This window comes from Plantactinospora sp. WMMC1484 (assembly GCF_049315195.1).
In the GTDB taxonomy this organism is placed as follows: Bacteria; Actinomycetota; Actinomycetes; order Mycobacteriales; family Micromonosporaceae; genus Plantactinospora.
The window spans coordinates 3,926,186-3,942,325 of sequence record NZ_CP186055.1 but is presented as its reverse complement, the minus strand read 5'-3'; the positions used below and the strand labels follow the sequence as shown (position 1 = coordinate 3,942,325).

The window sequence follows — 16,140 nt, the reverse complement described above, 5'->3', positions numbered from 1 at the left end:
TCAGCGCACCGCCTTTCCGTCCAGTACCGTCGGCTCGCCGCGCAGGAAGGTCGCGACGATCCGCCCCGGCAGGGTCAGCCCGGCGTACGGGGTGTTGCGGCTGCGGCTGGCCAGCTCGCCCGGCTCGATGGTGCGGCGGGCCGCCGGATCCACAAGGGTCAGGTTCGCCGGCAGCCCGGGGGCCGGGTTCCGCCCGTGCTCGGCCAGCCCGGCGATCCGGGCCGGTGTCCGGGACATCCGCTCGGCGATCAGCTCCCACCGTTCGCCGAGTACGGCGAGGAGCACCGAGAGCGCCGTCTCCAGCCCGAGCATGCCCGGCCGGGCGTACCCCCATTCGCACTCCTTGTCCTCCAGCGCGTGCGGAGCGTGGTCGGTGGCGACGATGTCGATGATGCCCTCGACCAGCGCCTCGCGCAGCGCGGTGACGTCGGCGCCGGTCCGCAGCGGCGGGTTGACCTTGAACACCGGGTCGTAGCTGGCCGCCCGTTCGTCGGTCAGCAGCAGGTGGTGCGGGGTCACCTCGGCGGTGACCCGCACCCCCCGGGCCTTCGCGTGCCGGAGCACCTCGACGCTGCCGGCGGTGGAGAGGTGGCAGACGTGCAGCCGGCTGCCGACGTGCTCGGCCAGGAGCACGTCCCGGGCGATGATCGCCTCCTCGGCGACCGCCGGCCAGCCGGTCAGGCCGAGCCTCGTGGAGACCTCGCCCTCGTGCATCTGGGCGCCCTCGGTCAGCCGGGGCTCCTCGGCGTGCTGCGCGATCACCCCGTCGAACGCCTTGACGTACTCCAGGGCCCGGCGCATCAGCCTGGGATCGGCGACGCAGTGCCCGTCGTCGGAGAAGATCCGCACCCGGGCCGCGGACTCGGCCATCGCACCCAGCTCGGCGAGGTGCTCCCCGGCCAGCCCGACCGTGACGGCGCCGATCGGCTGCACGTCGACCAGCCCGGCCTCGCGGCCGAGCCGCCAGACCTGCTCGACCACGCCGGCGGTGTCGGCGACCGGCGAGGTGTTGGCCATCGCGCAGACGGCGGTGTATCCGCCCAGCGCGGCGGCCCGCGAGCCGGACTCGACGGTCTCGGCGTCCTCCCGGCCCGGCTCCCGCAGGTGGGTGTGCAGGTCGACCAGGCCGGGGAGCGCGACGAGCCCGTCGGCGTCGACCACCCGGGCGCCCCGGGCGTCGAGACGGCGGCCGGTCTCGACCACCACGCCGTCCGAGATCAGCAGATCGGTCGGCTCGGCGCCGACCACCCGGGCTCCCCGGATCAGGTACCCGGGACCGGTGTCACCTCCGGCGGTGGACTCGGTCATCAGTTCATTCCCCCCAGCAGCAGGTAAAGGACGGCCATCCGGACGGAGACGCCGTTGGCGACCTGTTCGACGATCGTGGAGCGGGGCGAGTCGGCCACCTCGGGCGCGATCTCCATCCCGCGGTTCATCGGGCCCGGGTGCATCACGATGGCGTGGTCGGGCAGCCGGGCCATCCGGGGCCCGTCCAGCCCGTAGCGCCGGGCGTACTCCCGGGCGGACGGGAAGTAGGAGTCGGCCATCCGCTCCCGCTGCACCCGGAGCATCATCACCACGTCCGAGGTGGGCAGCACCGCGTCGAGGTCGTAGGAGACCTCGGTGCCCGGCGCCAGCGCGGCGCCGATGTCGACCGGGATCAGCGTCGGCGGGCCGACCAGGGTCACCTTGGCACCCAGGGTGGCCAGCAGCAGCACGTTGGAGCGGGCGACCCGGCTGTGCAGCACGTCGCCGACGACCGCGACCGAGAGCCCGGCGACCCGGCCGAGCCGGGACCGCATCGTGTACGCGTCGAGCAGCGCCTGGGTCGGATGCTCGTGGGTGCCGTCCCCGGCGTTGAGCACGGAGCCGTCGACCCAGTTCGCCAGCCGGTGCGGCGCCCCGGAGGCGGGGTGCCGGATCACCACCGCGTCGGCCCCCATCGCCTGCAGCGTCAGCGCGGTGTCCTTCAGACTCTCGCCCTTGGAGACGCTGGAACCCTTGGCCGAAAAGTTGATCACATCGGCGGAGAGCCGCTTGGCTGCCGCCTCGAAGGAGATGCGGGTCCGGGTGGAGTCCTCGTAGAAGAGGTTCACCACGGTCCGGCCACGCAGCGCGGGGAGCTTCTTGATCTCTCGGCCGGCCACGGTCGCCATCTCGGCGGCGGTGTCCAGGATCAGCGTGGCGGTGGGCGCGTCGAGATCCGCCCCGGAAAGCAGGTGCTTGAGCACTACGCCGCCCCTCCGATCAGCCTGACCTCGTCGGTGCCGTCAGTCTCGGCGAGCGTCACCCTGACGCTCTCGGCGAGGGCCGTCGGGATGTTCTTCCCCACGTAGTCGGCCCGGATCGGCAACTCGCGGTGGCCACGGTCGACAAGCACGGCGAGCTGGACCGAGCTCGGCCGGCCGAGATCCTTGAGGGCGTCCAGGGCGGCCCGGACGGTGCGGCCGGAGAAGAGGACATCGTCGACCAGGATCACCCGCCTGCCGTCGATCCCCTCCGGCGGCACCTGGGTCGGGCCGATCGCCCGGACCGCCTGCCGGCGGAGATCGTCGCGATAGAGAGTGATATCGAGCACACCCACCGGTACGGCGATGCCCTCGAAGGCGTTGATCCTGGAGGCCAGCCGACGGGCCAGCGGAGCGCCCCGGGTGGGGATACCGAGCAGCACGGTGCCCGCCGCGCCCTGGGTCTTCTCCAGGATCTGGTGTGCGATCCGGTCCACCACCCGGGCCAGTTCGGCACTGGTCAGGATGACCTTCACAGACGGTGGTGGGCCCGGCTGCGGCTGAGCAGCCTGCGGGTACGCCACGGCGGACCCCCTTCCCCGCCTCACGGGACGGGTCGTTAAAGGACGTCGGATTCCGGCACTGGGCAGCAGCGGCCCGGGCCGGGGCGTTAGCCACGTTACCACTGGCCACATGGCAGACCTCGACGGGTCACTGACCGCGGAATCAGGCGAGTCGAAACCGCCCGGTCAGACACGATCTTTGTAATAGGTAGGTAACTAGCACTTGACCACGTGTCGCAATCCCCGTACCGTCACGCTCCGTAGCGATCGCTGGGGAGATCCCCGACCAGCACTGGGAGTGCCGAATGCCCTCTGAATACGCCAAGTCGTTGGGCGCGCGCCTGCGCTCTATCCGTCAGCAGCAGGGGTTGTCCCTGCAGGGGGTGGAGGAGAAGTCAAACGGGCGGTGGAAAGCCGTCGTGGTCGGCTCGTACGAGCGGGGCGACCGGGCGGTGACGGTCTCGCGTCTCGCCGAGCTCGCGGACTTCTACCGGGTGCCCGTCTCGGAGCTGCTGCCCGACGGCAGTGGTGTCCGTCACGAGCCGACGAACAAGATCGTGCTCGACCTGGAGCGGCTGTACGACGAGGCCTCCGAGGACCTCGCCTACGTCGCCCGCTATGCCCGAGCCATCCAGCAGCAGCGGGGTGACTACAACGGGCGGGTGCTGTCGATTCGCGCGGACGACCTTCGGGCGCTCGCGATCGTCTACGACTCCTCCCCCTCCGGGCTGATCGAGCGGCTCACCGAACACGGCGTACTCGTCGCCGATCCCCGGGCGCTCTTCGCGTCCTGATCCGCCCGACTCGCGGGGTCCGGGCCCACCCCGGCACCGGCCCCGCGAGACGTTCGTCCCTTCGTCCCCGGATCCGTCCGCGGTGTCACCCGCGCACGGCCGGTGCCACCGCCGAGCTCTGCACGGGTGGACGGCTGCGACAAATGTCTCCGAAGGAGGCTGTCTGTCAGGCAGAGACATCACCCTGTCGGGCAGAGACATCACCCGGCGGGCGGCCCGGTCACGCCGGACCCCGCCGAGGTCAACGGGTGGCGTACTCGGCGATCCGGCCCAGGATGCCGTTGAGGAACCGGGGAGAGTCGTCGGTCGACATCTGCCGGGCCAACTCCACCGCCTCGCTGATCGCCACCGCGTCGTCGATCTCGTCGACGTGGAGCAGCTCGTAGATGGCGATCCGGGCGAGGTTGCGGTCGACCACCGGCATCCGGTCCAGGGTCCAGCCCTCGGCGTAGCTGTCGATCAGCTCGTCGATCCGGGCCTGGTGCTCGGCCACGCCCTCGATCAGGCCGACGGCGTAGCCGAGATGGTCCGGACGCGGCTGCGCCAACCGCTCGATGTAGCCGGCCAGCACCTCGGGAACGGGCCGGCCCCGCATGTCGGCCTCGTAGAGGACGTCCAGGGCCCGCTTACGCGCCTTGCGGCGGGCCGGCATCTGCTGTTTGGGGCCCTCCGCCATCAGGCTCGGCCGAGATAGCGGCCGTCGCGGGTGTCGACCTTGATCTTCTCACCGGTGGTGATGAAGAGTGGCACCTGGACGGTGGCACCGGTCTCGACCGTCGCCGGCTTGTTGCCACCGGTGGAACGGTCACCCTGCAGGCCGGGCTCGGTGTAGGTGATCTCCAGCACCACGCTGGTGGGCAGCTCGACGTAGAGCGGGACGCCCTCGTGGGTGGCGACGATCGCCTCCGCCTCGGGGAGCAGGTAGTTGGCCGCCTCGCCGACCGTGCCACCGGGCACCGGGATCTGGTCGTACGTCTCCAGGTCCATGAAGACGTAGTCCTCGCCGTCGGCGTAGAGGTATTGCATGGTGCGCTTGTCGACGGTGGCCGTGTCGACCTTGGTGCCCGCGTTGAACGTCTTGTCGACGACCTTGCCGGACAACACGTTCTTCAGCGTGGTGCGCACGAAGGCGCCGCCCTTGCCGGGCTTGACGTGCTGGAACTCGACGACGGCCCAGAGCTCGCCGTCGAGGTTGAGAACCAGCCCGTTCTTCAGGTCGTTGGTGGTGGCCATTTCCTGCCTTGATCTTCAATGCGGGCGGACGGACCCGGCAAGTCTACTAGGAGGGTACGATCGATCTTGACCAGCGGGTCAGCCCCCGGCGGCCTGGTCCCGCAGCGACGCCAGATGGAGCAGGGCCAGCCGATAGCCGTGCACGCCGAGACCACAGATCACCCCGGTCGCCACCGCCGAGACCACGGAGTGGTGCCGGAACTCCTCCCGGGCGTGGATGTTGGAGATGTGCACCTCGACCAGCGGGCCGCGCAGCATCGCGCAGGCGTCCCGGACCGCGATGGAGTAGTGCGACCAGGCGGCGGGGTTGAGCACCACCCCCGCCTCCTCGTCCGCCGCCTCGTGCAGCCAGCCGATCAACTCCGCCTCGGCGTCGGTCTGCCGCACCTCCACCTCGAGGCCCAGCTCCCTGCCGGTCGCCTGGCAGCTCGCCACCAGCTCGGCATAGCTGGTGGCGCCGTAGACCACGGGCTGCCGGGTGCCGAGCCGGCCCAGGTTCGGCCCGTTCAGGACGTAGACCTTCATCCCGCCGCCACCTCCGCGTACGCCTCGTGCAGCAGCTCGTCGTCCGGGCCGTCCAGGATCCCGGTCGCGGCCAGCCCGTCCAGCACCACGAACCGCAGCCGGTTGCCGCGGGCCTTCTTGTCGACCCGCATCGTGGCCAGCAGCTCGGGCCAGGCATCCGCCCGGTAGGTCGTCGGCAGGCCGAGCGCGGTCAGCACGCTGCGGTGCCGGGCCGCCGTCGGCTCGTCCAGCCGGCCGGCCCGCCGGGCGAGCGCGGCGGCGTAGACCAGGCCGACGGAGATCGCGTGCCCGTGCCGCCAGCGGTAGCCCTCGACCTTCTCGATGGCGTGCCCGAGGGTGTGCCCGTAGTTGAGGATCTCCCGCTGGCCCGCCTCACGCAGGTCGCCCGCGACCACCGCCGCCTTCACCCGGACGGCCCGCTCGATCAGCTCCCGGACCAGCGGGCCGGCCGGTTCCAGCGCCGCCGCCGGGTCGGACTCGACCAGGTCGAGGATGGCCGGGTCGGCGATGAAACCGCACTTCACCACCTCGGCGAGTCCGGCCGCCAGGTCGACCGCCGGCAGCGAGTCGAGCATCGCCAGGTCGCAGAGGACCCCCACCGGTGGGTGGAAGGCGCCCACCAGGTTCTTGCCGGCCGCGGTGTTGACGCCGGTCTTGCCGCCCACCGCCGCGTCGACCATGCCGAGCAGCGAGGTCGCGACCGGCACCCAGCGGACCCCGCGCAACCAGCAGGCGGCGACGAACCCGGCCAGGTCGGTCACCGCACCACCGCCCACCCCGACCACCGCGTCGGTACGGGTGAAGCCCGCCGCACCCAGCCGCGCCCAGCAACCGGCCGCGACGTCGATGTCCTTTCCGGCCTCGGCGTCCGGCACCGGCAGGGTCAGCGGGCTGGTGCCGGCGGCCCGCAGCCGCTCGGCCAGCTCGTCGGCGTGCGCCTTGAGCGGCGGGGCGTGCAGCACGGCGACACGCTCGGCGCCGGCCAGCAGTGACGGCAGCGCGGCCAGCAGGTCCCGGCCGACGAGGACGTCGTACGGTCGGTCACCACCGACCGGGATGCGGGTCAGGTCGTCCATCGGGCTAGTCACCGTCACCCGCCAGCCAGGCCAGGATCTCCTCGGCCACCTGCTCCGGGGTCCGCCCGTCGGTGACCACGGTCCAGCTGGCCACCTCGGCGTAGAGCGGGCGCCGCTGGTCGAGCAGGTGCTTCAGGGTGGCCCGGGGATTGATCGCCAGCAGCGGCCGGCCCGCCCCGAGACCGACCCGCCGGGCCGCGTCCGCCAACTCCACCGAGAGGTGGACGACCCGGTGCCCGGCGAGCGCAGCCCGGGTCTCCTCGGCCAGGATCGCGCCGCCGCCGAGCGCGAGCACCCCGTCGAAGGAGTCCAGCGCCGCCGCCACCGCCGCCCGTTCCAGGGTACGGAAGTGTTCCTCACCGTCGTCGACGAAGATCTCCGGGATCGGCTTGCCTGCCATCGCCTCGACGTCGCCGTCGGTGTCCCGGAAGTCGACCCCGAGCGCCTTGGCGACAAGCGTGCCGGTGCTGGTCTTGCCGGCGCCCATCACGCCGACCAGCACGCAGACCGGCGCCATCAGCGGATCACCAGGTTGTCCAGGTAACCGGCGAGGTTGCGGCGGATCTCGGCGACGGAGTCGCCGCCGAACTTCTCCAGGGCCGCCTCGGCGAGCACGAGCCCGACCATCGTCTCGGCGACGATCGCCGCGGCCGGCACGGCGCAGACGTCGGAGCGCTGGTTGATCGCGGTGGCCGGCTCCCCGGTCGCCACGTCCACGGTGGAGAGCGCCCGGTTGAGCGAGGAGATCGGCTTCATCGCGGCCCGGACCCGCAGCGGCTCGCCGGTGGTGATGCCACCCTCGAGCCCACCGGCCCGGTCGGTGACCCGGCGCACCCCGGTGGCGGTGGGGACGATCTCGTCGTGCGCCACCGAGCCCCGGGAGCGGGCCTGTTGCCACGCGTCGCCGATCTCCACACCCTTGATCGCCTGGATGGAGACCAGCGCCGCGGCGAGCCGGGCGTCGAGCTTGCGGTCCCACTGCACGTGACTGCCGAGCCCCGGCGGTACGCCGTAGGCGAGCACCTCGACGATGCCGCCGAGCGTGTCGGCGTCGGCCTTGGCGGCGTCCACCTCGGCGACCATCCGGGCGCTCGCCTCCGGGTCGAGGCAGCGCAGCGGGTCGGCGTCGATCCGCTCGGCGTCCTCGGGACGGGGCTGGAGACCGGGCTTGGCGGCTACCGGACCGAGTTCCACCACGTGCGAGACGATCTCGATGCCGAACGCCTGCCGGAGCAGGGCCCGGGCGACCGTGCCGACCGCGACCCGGGCAGCAGTCTCCCGCGCGCTGGCGCGTTCCAGGATGGGCCGGGCGTCGGTGTGGCCGTACTTCTGCATGCCGGCCAGGTCGGCATGGCCGGGCCGGGGCCGGGTCAGGGCGGCATTGCGGGCCTGGGCGGCCAGCAGCTCCGGGTCGACCGGGTCGGCGGCCATCACCGTGCGCCACTTCGGCCACTCGGAGTTGCCCACCCGGACCGCGACCGGACTGCCCAGGGTCACGCCGTGCCGGAGACCGCCGACGATCTCCACCTCGTCCTGCTCGAAGGCCATCCGCGCACCCCGGCCGTAGCCCAGCCGGCGGCGGCCCAACTGGCGGACAATCTCCTCGCTGGTCACCTCGACCCCGGCCGGCAGGCCTTCGAGCACCGCAACCAGGGCGGGGCCATGGGACTCTCCCGCCGTCAACCAGCGCAACACGGTCAACCCTCTCCTCGTCCTGGCCGGGCCGGCCGGCCGCCGGTCAAGTCTGGCACGGCCCGGGTGCGCCGCCGCGCACCTCCCGCACCGTCCCGCTCTACGGACGGACGGAATCCGGCACGGTGGCGCGCCGGTCGACACGGTCCGGTTCGGCCTGCTCGTCGTCGGCACGCTCCTGCTCGGCGAGCAGGTCGGCCAGCCGGTGCAGTTGGGCTGCCGCGTGCACGATGTCCCGCCGGGCCGGCTCGTCGAGCCGGTCGAGCGCGTCGAGCAGCAGGTTGCGGCGGTGTGCGACGTACTCGCCGATCCGCAGGTGCGCGGCGGGGGTCAGGCTGAGCCGGACGATCCGCCGGTTCTGCGGATCCCGGCTGCGCTCCAGCAGCCCGGCCCCGGCGAGGTCACCGACGAGCGTGCTGACCGTGTTGGCGGCGGTACGCAGCCGCCTCGCCGCCTCCTTGACGCAGATGCCCGGGGCGCGTTCGACAAGTCGCAACACCTCGACCTGGGCGTCGGGCAGCGGTGCGCGGCCGGTCCGCCGGCTGGTCGCCCGGCGCAGCACCCGGTGCAGGTCGGCCACGGCACTGCCGAGTGCCTCTGCCGCGCCGGCCGTCGCGTCCTCGGTCATCGATCCTCCGCCTCCCCGTCGCTGCCACCGGATCGGGTCCGTCGGCCGGCGTCGGCTACTTCACATCGCAATAGCTCTGCTCACAGAGCTAAGGTGTCGGTCTATCCACAGACTAGGGGGACGCAGTGGGCGGACGGAGTTCCGCGACACCGCCGGGCCGGAGCACGGAGGCCGGCCAGTTGCTGTTGCTCGGCACCCTCACCGCACTGGGTCCACTGTCGCTGGACATGTACCTCCCGGCGTTCCCCGAGATGACCAGCGGCCTCGACACCACCCCGGCGCAGGTGCAGTTCTCCCTCACCACCTTTCTCTTCGGCCTCGCCCTCGGCCAGTTCGTCACCGGGCCGCTCAGCGACCGCTGGGGTCGTCGCCGGCCGGTGCTGGTCGGCGTGACCGCGTACACCGTGGCCAGCCTCCTCTGCGCGTTCGCGCCCTCGGTCGAGGCACTCTCCGCGCTCCGGCTGCTCCAGGGGGTGGCGAGCGGCACCGGGGTCGTGGTCGCCCGGGCCATCGTCCGGGACCGCTACTCCGGGGTGGCGGCGGCCAAGTACTTCTCCCGACTCATCCTGATCTTCGGGGTCGCCCCGGCCGCCGCACCGGCGCTGGGCATGCTGGTGCTGCGGTTCGGCTCCTGGCGGATCGTCTTCGTCGCTCTGGCCGCTATCGGCCTCCTCCTGCTGGCCGCGGTCGGTTGGCGGCTGCCGGAGACACTGCCGCCGCAGCGGCGCAGCACCGGCGGACTGCCGGGCACGCTCCAGGCGATGCGGCGGCTGCTCACCGACCGGATCTATCTCGGATACGTGCTCACCCAGGGCCTCGCCTTCGCCGGACTGATCGCGTACATCTCCGGATCGTCGTTCGTGATCCAGGAGGTCTTCGCGCTCTCCGCCGGCTGGTTCACCCTGATCTTCGGGCTGAACGCCGCCGGGATGACCGCGCTCGGCCAGCTCAACGCCCGGCTGCTGGACCGGGCCAGCCCACGCCGACTGCTCGGCACCGCCCTGCTCGCCGGCCTGCTGACCGCCGCCGCCCTGCTCGTCGGGGCCGCCACCGCCAACCTGCCGACCGTGCTGGTCGCACTCTTCCTCTTCGTCTCCGGCCTCGGCATGGTCCTGCCGAACGGGCTGGCTCTGGCCCTTGACCGGCATCCCGGGTACGCCGGCAGCGCCGCCGCCCTGCTCGGCGCTCTCCAGTTGGCCATCGCGGCCGCCGTGGCGCCGCTGGCGAATCTCGGCCCGGACGGCAGCGCGGTGCCGATGGCCCTGGTGATGCTCGGCAGCACCGCGCTATCCGCGCTGGTGGTCGTCAGCGTCGCCCGGGAGCGCGGGCGGCGACGAGCGCTGCCCGCATCTGCGGCACCGGCGCCGGCACGCCGGTGAACTGCGTGAACTGCCCGACCGCCTGGGCCAGCAGCAGGTCGAGCCCGGAGACGATCCGGCAGCCGGCCGCCACCGCCGCCTCGGCGAGTGGCGTCGGCCACGGGTCGTAGACGACGTCGAAGAAGACCGTCTCCGGTCGCCAGGACCGGGCCGCCGCCGCGAAGCCGTCGGCGGCGCCCTTCGGCACGGTCGAGACGACCAGGTCCGCGCCCTCCGATGCGTCCGGAGCCGCCCAGTCGACGATCTCGAACCGCAGGCCGAGCGTGTCGGCCAGCCGGGCCAGTTCCGCACCGGCGGCGTGGCGGCGCACCCGGCAGGCGACCCGGCGCACGCCGAGCTGGGCGGCGGCGGCGAGCGCGGCCCGGGCGGTACCGCCGGCACCGAGCAGCAGCACCTCGGCGCCGGCGGGCACCCCGGCCTCGACCAGCACGTCGACCATTCCCGGCACGTCGGTGTTGTCGGCGGCCCAGGAGCCGTCGGGTCGGCGTACCAGAGTGTTGGCGGCACCTGTCGCGGCGGCGACCGGCGAGACCTCGCCGGCCACCGCGAGCGCCGCCTCCTTCAGCGGCATGGTCAGGGAGAGCCCTGCCCACTCCGGGCCGAGCCCGGCCACCAGGTCGGCGAGCTCGGCCTCGGCGCACTCGATCGCGGTGTACGACCAACCGGTCAGCCCGGCCGCCGCGTAACCGGCGTTGTGGATCACCGGGGAGAGCGAGTGGGCGATCGGCTTGCCCAGCACCGCCGCCCGACGACGCTCCCGTGTCACCTCGCCGTCACCTCAGAGCACGCCGTTCTCGCGGGCCTTCTGGATGTTGCGCTCGTGCTCCTCGTTGGTGGTGGCGAACTCGGAGTGCCCCTCCTTGTCGACCGCGACGAAGAACAGCCAGGTGCCCTTCGGCGGGTCCATCGCCCCTTCCAGGGCCTTCTGCCCCGGGTTGTTGATCGGCCCGGGCGGCAGCCCCGCCTTGCCGTGCATCCGGTACGGGTTCTTCCGATCGAAGAGCTCCGCATCCGTCATGTCCCCGGACCGCTTGGTCTTCTTACCGGTCAGCTCCCAGTAGTAGTTGACCCCGACGTCGAACTCCAGGCAGCCGGTGAGGCCGTTGCCGTTCTTGCAGTAGTGGTCGCCGCTGTAGATGCGGTTGTACGCCACCCGGGCGACCTTGCCGAGATCGTCGGCGTTACCCGCCTCGGCCTGGGCCAGCGACGCCACGATCAGCGCCTCGTACGGGCTGATCTCGCGCTCCTTCTGCACCCGGTCGACAAAGTCGATCTCCTCGGCCACCGACATGAACCGCTGCACCATCAGCTTCAGGATCTGCTCGGCGCTGGCGTTCGGCGGGAGTTCGTAGGTGTCCGGGAAGATGAAGCCCTCGATCGACTTCCGCGCCGCCTGGCCGTCGTCGCGCTTGAACCAGAAGTCGGCGATGCCGAGTCCCTCCAGGTCCTTGGCGGCGGTCTCGAAGTCCTTCACCGGAAGGCCCGTCTCCTCCGCCAGCGCCTTGAAGATCTGTTTGGCGGTGGCGCCCTCCCGGACCAGAAAGCCCTTGACGAGCTTGTTCTTCAGGTCCAGCAGCAGGCCCAGCGCCGACTCCGCACTCATCTCCTTGCGGACCTTGTAGACGCCCGGCTGGATGTTCTGGCTCCGCGAGTTCTCCTGGGCCGCCTCGATGAACGCCTTGGTGCTCTTGACCACCCCGGCCTCGACCAGGGTGCTGGCGATCTCGGCGATGCTCTGGCCCTCTTCGACCTGTACCTGGACCTCACCGGTCCCGCTGCCGTCGTAGTCGGGGGTGACGAAGTAACCCTGCACCCGGTCGAACCCGTACCAGCCGACGCCGCCGAGGACGCCGAGCAGTACGAAGGTCATCAGCAGCGCCGCGACCGTGCGGCCCCGGCCGCTGCGCTTCTTCTTGCCGTTGCGCTTACGTTGTGCGCCGCGCCGGTGTCGTCCCTTCTCCGCACGCTCGTCGAACGCGAGCTCCAACTCGTCGATCATCCCGTCCGCCTCCGCTGCCTATCTAGCCAGCTCTGCAGAATCTCCACCGCGGCCGCCTGATCGACCACCGCCCGTTGACGCCTTCCTCGGACGCCCCGCTCGGCTAGCCTACGAGAAGCCACGACGGTCGACATCCTTTCATCCACCAGATCCACCGGCACCGGCGCTATCGTCGCAGCCAACCGCTGGGCGTACGCCGTCGCCTGGGTCGCCGCCGGACCGTGCCCACCGGCGAGTGTCACCGGCAGACCGACCACGACCACGACCACCTCGTGGACTTCTACGAGCCGCGCGATTTCGGAGATATCGGTCGGAACGGCATCAATACCGGTCTTCAGGTCCCGGGGCAGTGTCACCAGCGGGGTCGCCAGGATCCCGTCCGGGTCGGAGAGCGCGATGCCGACACGCACCTGACCGACGTCGACGCCGAGCCGGACGCCACGGGACGGGACGGCTTCACGGGACGGGACGGTCATCGCGCGACTCCTGGGAAGGACCGGCTCGGACGAGCAGGCTCGGACGTCACGCCTCGGCGAGCGCCTTCTCGACCGCGGCCAGCAGGTTCGGCGCCTCGCCGGCCGGCAGGCCGCCACCCTGGGCCAGGTCGGCGTTGCCGCCACCCCGGCCGGAGAGCGCCCCCTTGACCAGGACCGCCGCCGAGACGCCCCGCTCCCTGGCCGCACCGTTGACCGCGACCACCAGCGACGCCTTGCCGTTGGCCCGGGCCGCCACCGCGACCACCGCCGGCCGGGCCTGGTCGATCTTGCCCCGGATCTCCTGGGCGAGGGTACGCACGTCGTTGCCGGCCGCCCCCTCCGGCGCCTCGGTGCCGACGAAGGCCACCCCCCGGATGTCCCGGGCGGCGGCGGCGAGCGCCCCGGCACCGCCCAGGACCAGTTGGGCGCGGAGCTTCTCCAGCTCCCGCTCGGCCTCGCGGAGCTGCGCCACCGTCTGCTCGACCCGGTCGGCCACCTGGTCGCCGGGGACCCGGTAGAGCTCGGCCAGCCGGGAGACCAGCAGGTGCTCCTTTGCCAGGAACTGGAACGCGTCGAGGCCGACCAGCGCCTCCACCCGGCGGACCCCGGAGCCGATCGACGACTCGGAGAGAATCTTCACCAGGCCGAGCTGGGCAGAGCGGGCCACGTGGGTGCCGCCGCAGAGCTCGCGGGCGTAGTCGCCGACCTCGACGACCCGCACCTCGTCGCCGTACTTCTCGCCGAAGAGCGCCATCGCGCCGAGCCGGCGCGCCTCCGCCTGCGAGGTGATGAAGGCGTGCACCTCCAGGTCGGCCAGGAGAACCTCGTTGACCTGCTGCTCGACGTCGCGGAGCACGCTCGGCGCCACCCCGGTCGGGGTGTTGAAGTCGAACCGCAGTCGCCCCGGCGCGTTCAGCGAACCGGCCTGGGTCGCGGACTCGCCGAGGAAGTTGCGCATCGTCTGGTGTACCAGGTGGGTGGCGGTGTGCGACCGGGAGATCGCCCGCCGCCGGATCACGTCGATCTCGGCGAGGCCGGCCTCGCCGGTGCGTACCTCGCCCCGGACCACCCGGGCCCGGTGCACGATCAGCCCCGGCACCGGCTGCTGCACGTCGAGCACCTCGACCTGGCCGGCCCCGACGGTGACCAGGCCGACGTCGGGCTGCTGGCCACCGCCCTCGGCGTAGAACGGGGTCACGTCCAGCACCAGCTCGACGGTGTCGCCTTCGCCGGCCACCTCGACCGGCGCGCCACCGGTGCCGAGCAGCGCCCGCACCCTCGACTCCCGGGACACCTCGGTGTAGCCGGTGAACTGCACCGGGCCGCCGGAGTCGAGCACGGAACGGTAGGCGGAGAGGTCGACGTGCCCGGTCTTGCGGGCCTGTGCGTCGGCCTTCGCCCGGGCCCGCTGGTCGGCCATCAGCCGACGGAACCCGTCCTGGTCCACCGAGAGCCCCTGCTCGGCCGCGATCTCCAGGGTCAGGTCGATCGGGAAACCGTAGGTGTCGTGCAGCTGGAACGCCTTGTCACCGGAGAGCCTGCCGCCGCCCGCCGACCGGGTCTCGGCGATCGCGGTGTCCAGGATCGTCGTACCGGCCCGCAGGGTGGCCAGGAAGGCGTCCTCCTCGGCGTACGCGTACGAGGAGATCCGGTCGAACTCGCCCGCCAGTTCCGGGTACGACGGGGACATGCAGTCCCGGGCCACCGGCAGCAGCTCGGGCAGTGCCCGCTCCTGCCAGCCGAGCAGCCGCATCGCCCGGATCGCCCGCCGCATGATCCGGCGCAGCACGTAGCCGCGCCCCTCGTTGGCCGGGGTCACCCCGTCACCGATCAGCATCAGCGCGGTCCGCACGTGGTCGGCGACCACCCGCAGCCGTACGTCGTCCGGGTGCGACTCGCTCGCCGCGTGCCCGGAGTGGGCGCCGTAGCGTCGGCCGGTCAGCTCCGCCGCCCGGTCCAGAATCGGCCGGACCTCGTCGATCTCGTAGAGGTTGTCGACGCCCTGCAGGATCGCGGCCATCCGCTCCAGGCCCATGCCGGTGTCGATGTTCTTCGCCGGCAGGTCACCCAGGATCGGGAAGTTCTCCTTGTCGGTGCCCGGACCCCGCTCGAACTGCATGAAGACCAGGTTCCAGAACTCCAGGTAGCGGTCCTCGTCGACGGCCGGACCGCCCTCGGCGCCGTACGCCGGGCCCCGGTCGTAGTAGATCTCGGAGCAGGGGCCGCACGGACCGGGGATCCCCATCGACCAGAAGTTGTCCGCCTTGCCGCGCCGGACGATCCGCTCCGCCGGCACCCCGATCTTGCGCCAGAGCGCCTCGGCCTCGTCGTCGTCGAGGTAGACCGTCGGCCAGATCCGCTCCGGGTCCAGCCCGAAGCCGCCGTCGGCGACCGGCTTGGTGACCAGCTCCCAGGCGAGCGAGATCGCCCCCTCCTTGAAGTAGTCACCGAAGGAGAAGTTGCCGTTCATCTGGAAGAACGTGCCGTGTCGGCTGGTCTTGCCGACCTCGTCGATGTCCGGGGTACGGATGCACTTCTGCACCGACACCGCCCGGTTGAACGGCGGCGTCTGCTGCCCGAGGAAGTACGGCACGAACTGCACCATGCCGGCGTTGACGAAGAGCAGGTTCGGGTCGTCGATCGCCGGCAGCGGAGCGGACGGCACCACCGTGTGCCCGTTGGCCTCGAAGTGCGCCAGGTAGCGCCGCTTGACTTCCGCCGTTCTCATCTGGTGCCTTCCTCCGGAAACAACTCGCGGTCGCCGATCCTCGGGTCGTCGCGCAGCTCCTCGAACTGGTCGTCGAATGCCACGCCCTCGGCGAACGCCTGGTGGATCTGCTGCTCGCGCTCGGCCATGCCGTCCCGCACGTCGTCGGCGAAGTCGCGCAGGGACCGGACCAGCCCACCGGCGGACTCCGCCACCGAGCCGGCGATCCCCTGCGGCGTGTACGCCTGGGCGGTGCGGGTCAGCTTGCGGACCACCAGCGCGCCGACGGCCAGCCCGATGCCCAGCCAGAGCAGTCGTCTCATGGGCTCATCCTTCCTCGGTGCCGGATCGCCGCGTACGGCGGGTCAGCGCCCGCCGCGCCGCGCGGCCCGGCGCTGCTGCTTCAGGGTGGCCCGGACCTCGCGCTCGTCCTCGGCCCGGCGCCGGGCGGAGGCGGCCTTACGCACGCCGTACCCGAAGGCCGCCACCTTGACCAGCGGGTTGGCCGCGGCGGCCGAGACCACCGTGCTCAGGTTGGCGATGTTGGCGGTGACGTTCTGGGCGTGCCCGGTCATCGTGTCGATCTTGGCAAGCTGGATGTTCACCCCGTCCAGCGAGGTGTGCACCTGCCCCAGGGCGGTGTTCACGTTCTCGACCGTGACGTTCATGTTGGCGAGCAGCGGCGCCGTGCGGTCGTTGACGTCGTTGATCGCCCGGGTGGCCGCGTCCACCGTGTTGCCCAGCCGCCAGATCGGCCTGGCCAGCACCAACACCAGCATCAGGAACGCACCGGCCGCCACGAGCGCAGCGACTTGACCGATCTCTCCAGCGTCCACCCGT

At 71.9% G+C, this 16,140-nt stretch carries 18 protein-coding genes; 2 read left to right on the top strand and 16 right to left on the bottom strand.

The genetic code is table 11. The features are described 5' to 3' along the window. From ACN28C_RS17345 to pyrR, 3 genes are read right to left on the bottom strand one after another with little or no spacing between them, the layout of a single operon-like run. A complete protein-coding gene (locus ACN28C_RS17345) occupies positions 1 to 1,308 on the bottom strand; it encodes a dihydroorotase (RefSeq protein WP_422774465.1) in 1,308 nt (435 codons plus the stop codon). Then, positions 1,308 to 2,231: an aspartate carbamoyltransferase catalytic subunit gene (locus ACN28C_RS17340; protein ID WP_422774464.1), complete on the bottom strand. Its 924-nt coding sequence runs from the start codon at positions 2,229 to 2,231 to the stop codon at positions 1,308 to 1,310. The genes ACN28C_RS17345 and ACN28C_RS17340 overlap by 1 nt, the downstream gene beginning before the upstream one ends. Beyond that, complete coding sequence (pyrR, locus tag ACN28C_RS17335) at positions 2,231 to 2,812, bottom strand: bifunctional pyr operon transcriptional regulator/uracil phosphoribosyltransferase PyrR (protein ID WP_422774463.1); 582 nt, start codon at positions 2,810 to 2,812, stop codon at positions 2,231 to 2,233. The genes ACN28C_RS17340 and pyrR overlap by 1 nt, the downstream gene beginning before the upstream one ends. A gap of 284 nt (positions 2,813 to 3,096) precedes the next feature. On the opposite strand from pyrR, the gene ACN28C_RS17330 reads away from it, so the two are divergent. Further along, on the top strand, positions 3,097 to 3,585 hold the full coding sequence (locus ACN28C_RS17330) for a transcriptional regulator (protein ID WP_101366736.1): 489 nt from the start codon (positions 3,097 to 3,099) through the stop codon (positions 3,583 to 3,585). A gap of 241 nt (positions 3,586 to 3,826) precedes the next feature. Here ACN28C_RS17330 and nusB read toward each other — a convergent pair whose 3' ends face one another. The 7 genes from nusB to ACN28C_RS17295 all read right to left on the bottom strand — a co-directional run bounded on the left by nusB (position 3,827) and on the right by ACN28C_RS17295 (position 8,739). Next, entirely contained in the window at positions 3,827 to 4,237 is a 411-nt protein-coding gene (gene nusB, locus ACN28C_RS17325) for a transcription antitermination factor NusB (protein WP_422774718.1), read from the bottom strand. Positions 4,238 to 4,260: 23 nt separating this feature from the next. Further along, positions 4,261 to 4,818, bottom strand: coding sequence for an elongation factor P (gene efp / locus ACN28C_RS17320; protein ID WP_107262813.1), 558 nt, complete (start codon positions 4,816 to 4,818; stop codon positions 4,261 to 4,263). Between the two features lie 78 nt (positions 4,819 to 4,896). Continuing rightward, entirely contained in the window at positions 4,897 to 5,343 is a 447-nt protein-coding gene (gene aroQ, locus ACN28C_RS17315) for a type II 3-dehydroquinate dehydratase (RefSeq protein ID WP_422774462.1), read from the bottom strand. Beyond that, positions 5,340 to 6,419: a 3-dehydroquinate synthase gene (gene aroB, locus ACN28C_RS17310; protein WP_422774461.1), complete on the bottom strand. Its 1,080-nt coding sequence runs from the start codon at positions 6,417 to 6,419 to the stop codon at positions 5,340 to 5,342. Before aroB ends, aroQ begins: the two co-directional genes overlap by 4 nt. Before the next feature lie 4 nt (positions 6,420 to 6,423). Next, positions 6,424 to 6,936 carry a shikimate kinase gene (locus ACN28C_RS17305; RefSeq protein ID WP_422774460.1) on the bottom strand — a complete coding sequence of 171 codons (513 nt, stop codon included), beginning with the start codon at positions 6,934 to 6,936 and terminating at the stop codon, positions 6,424 to 6,426. Continuing rightward, positions 6,936 to 8,114: a chorismate synthase gene (gene aroC, locus ACN28C_RS17300; protein ID WP_422774717.1), complete on the bottom strand. Its 1,179-nt coding sequence runs from the start codon at positions 8,112 to 8,114 to the stop codon at positions 6,936 to 6,938. The genes ACN28C_RS17305 and aroC overlap by 1 nt, the downstream gene beginning before the upstream one ends. 97 nt (positions 8,115 to 8,211) lie before the next feature. Further along, entirely contained in the window at positions 8,212 to 8,739 is a 528-nt protein-coding gene (locus ACN28C_RS17295; RefSeq protein WP_422774459.1) for a MarR family winged helix-turn-helix transcriptional regulator, read from the bottom strand. Between the two features lie 125 nt (positions 8,740 to 8,864). On the opposite strand from ACN28C_RS17295, the gene ACN28C_RS17290 reads away from it, so the two are divergent. Continuing rightward, the gene (locus ACN28C_RS17290) at positions 8,865 to 10,118 is read left to right on the top strand and encodes a multidrug effflux MFS transporter (protein WP_422774458.1); all 1,254 of its coding nucleotides are present in this window, start codon (positions 8,865 to 8,867) and stop codon (positions 10,116 to 10,118) included. Here the strand turns inward: ACN28C_RS17290 and ACN28C_RS17285 are convergent. The 6 genes from ACN28C_RS17285 to ACN28C_RS17260 are packed head-to-tail and all read right to left on the bottom strand — an operon-like array spanning position 10,045 to position 16,136. Beyond that, positions 10,045 to 10,884 carry a shikimate dehydrogenase gene (locus ACN28C_RS17285; RefSeq protein WP_422774457.1) on the bottom strand — a complete coding sequence of 280 codons (840 nt, stop codon included), beginning with the start codon at positions 10,882 to 10,884 and terminating at the stop codon, positions 10,045 to 10,047. The genes ACN28C_RS17290 and ACN28C_RS17285 overlap by 74 nt on opposite strands. A gap of 12 nt (positions 10,885 to 10,896) precedes the next feature. After that, complete coding sequence (gene mltG / locus ACN28C_RS17280) at positions 10,897 to 12,117, bottom strand: endolytic transglycosylase MltG (protein ID WP_422774456.1); 1,221 nt, start codon at positions 12,115 to 12,117, stop codon at positions 10,897 to 10,899. Further along, positions 12,114 to 12,593, bottom strand: a complete 480-nt coding sequence (ruvX, locus tag ACN28C_RS17275) for a Holliday junction resolvase RuvX (RefSeq protein WP_422774455.1) — start codon at positions 12,591 to 12,593, stop codon at positions 12,114 to 12,116. Before ruvX ends, mltG begins: the two co-directional genes overlap by 4 nt. A 46-nt stretch (positions 12,594 to 12,639) precedes the next feature. Continuing rightward, a complete protein-coding gene (gene alaS / locus ACN28C_RS17270; RefSeq protein ID WP_422774454.1) occupies positions 12,640 to 15,321 on the bottom strand; it encodes an alanine--tRNA ligase in 2,682 nt (893 codons plus the stop codon). After that, the gene (locus tag ACN28C_RS17265) at positions 15,318 to 15,623 is read right to left on the bottom strand and encodes a hypothetical protein (RefSeq protein ID WP_422774453.1); all 306 of its coding nucleotides are present in this window, start codon (positions 15,621 to 15,623) and stop codon (positions 15,318 to 15,320) included. The genes alaS and ACN28C_RS17265 overlap by 4 nt, the downstream gene beginning before the upstream one ends. Positions 15,624 to 15,665: 42 nt before the next feature. Continuing rightward, positions 15,666 to 16,136, bottom strand: a complete 471-nt coding sequence (locus ACN28C_RS17260) for a DUF948 domain-containing protein (RefSeq protein ID WP_422774452.1) — start codon at positions 16,134 to 16,136, stop codon at positions 15,666 to 15,668. Between the last annotated feature and the right edge of the window lie 4 nt (positions 16,137 to 16,140).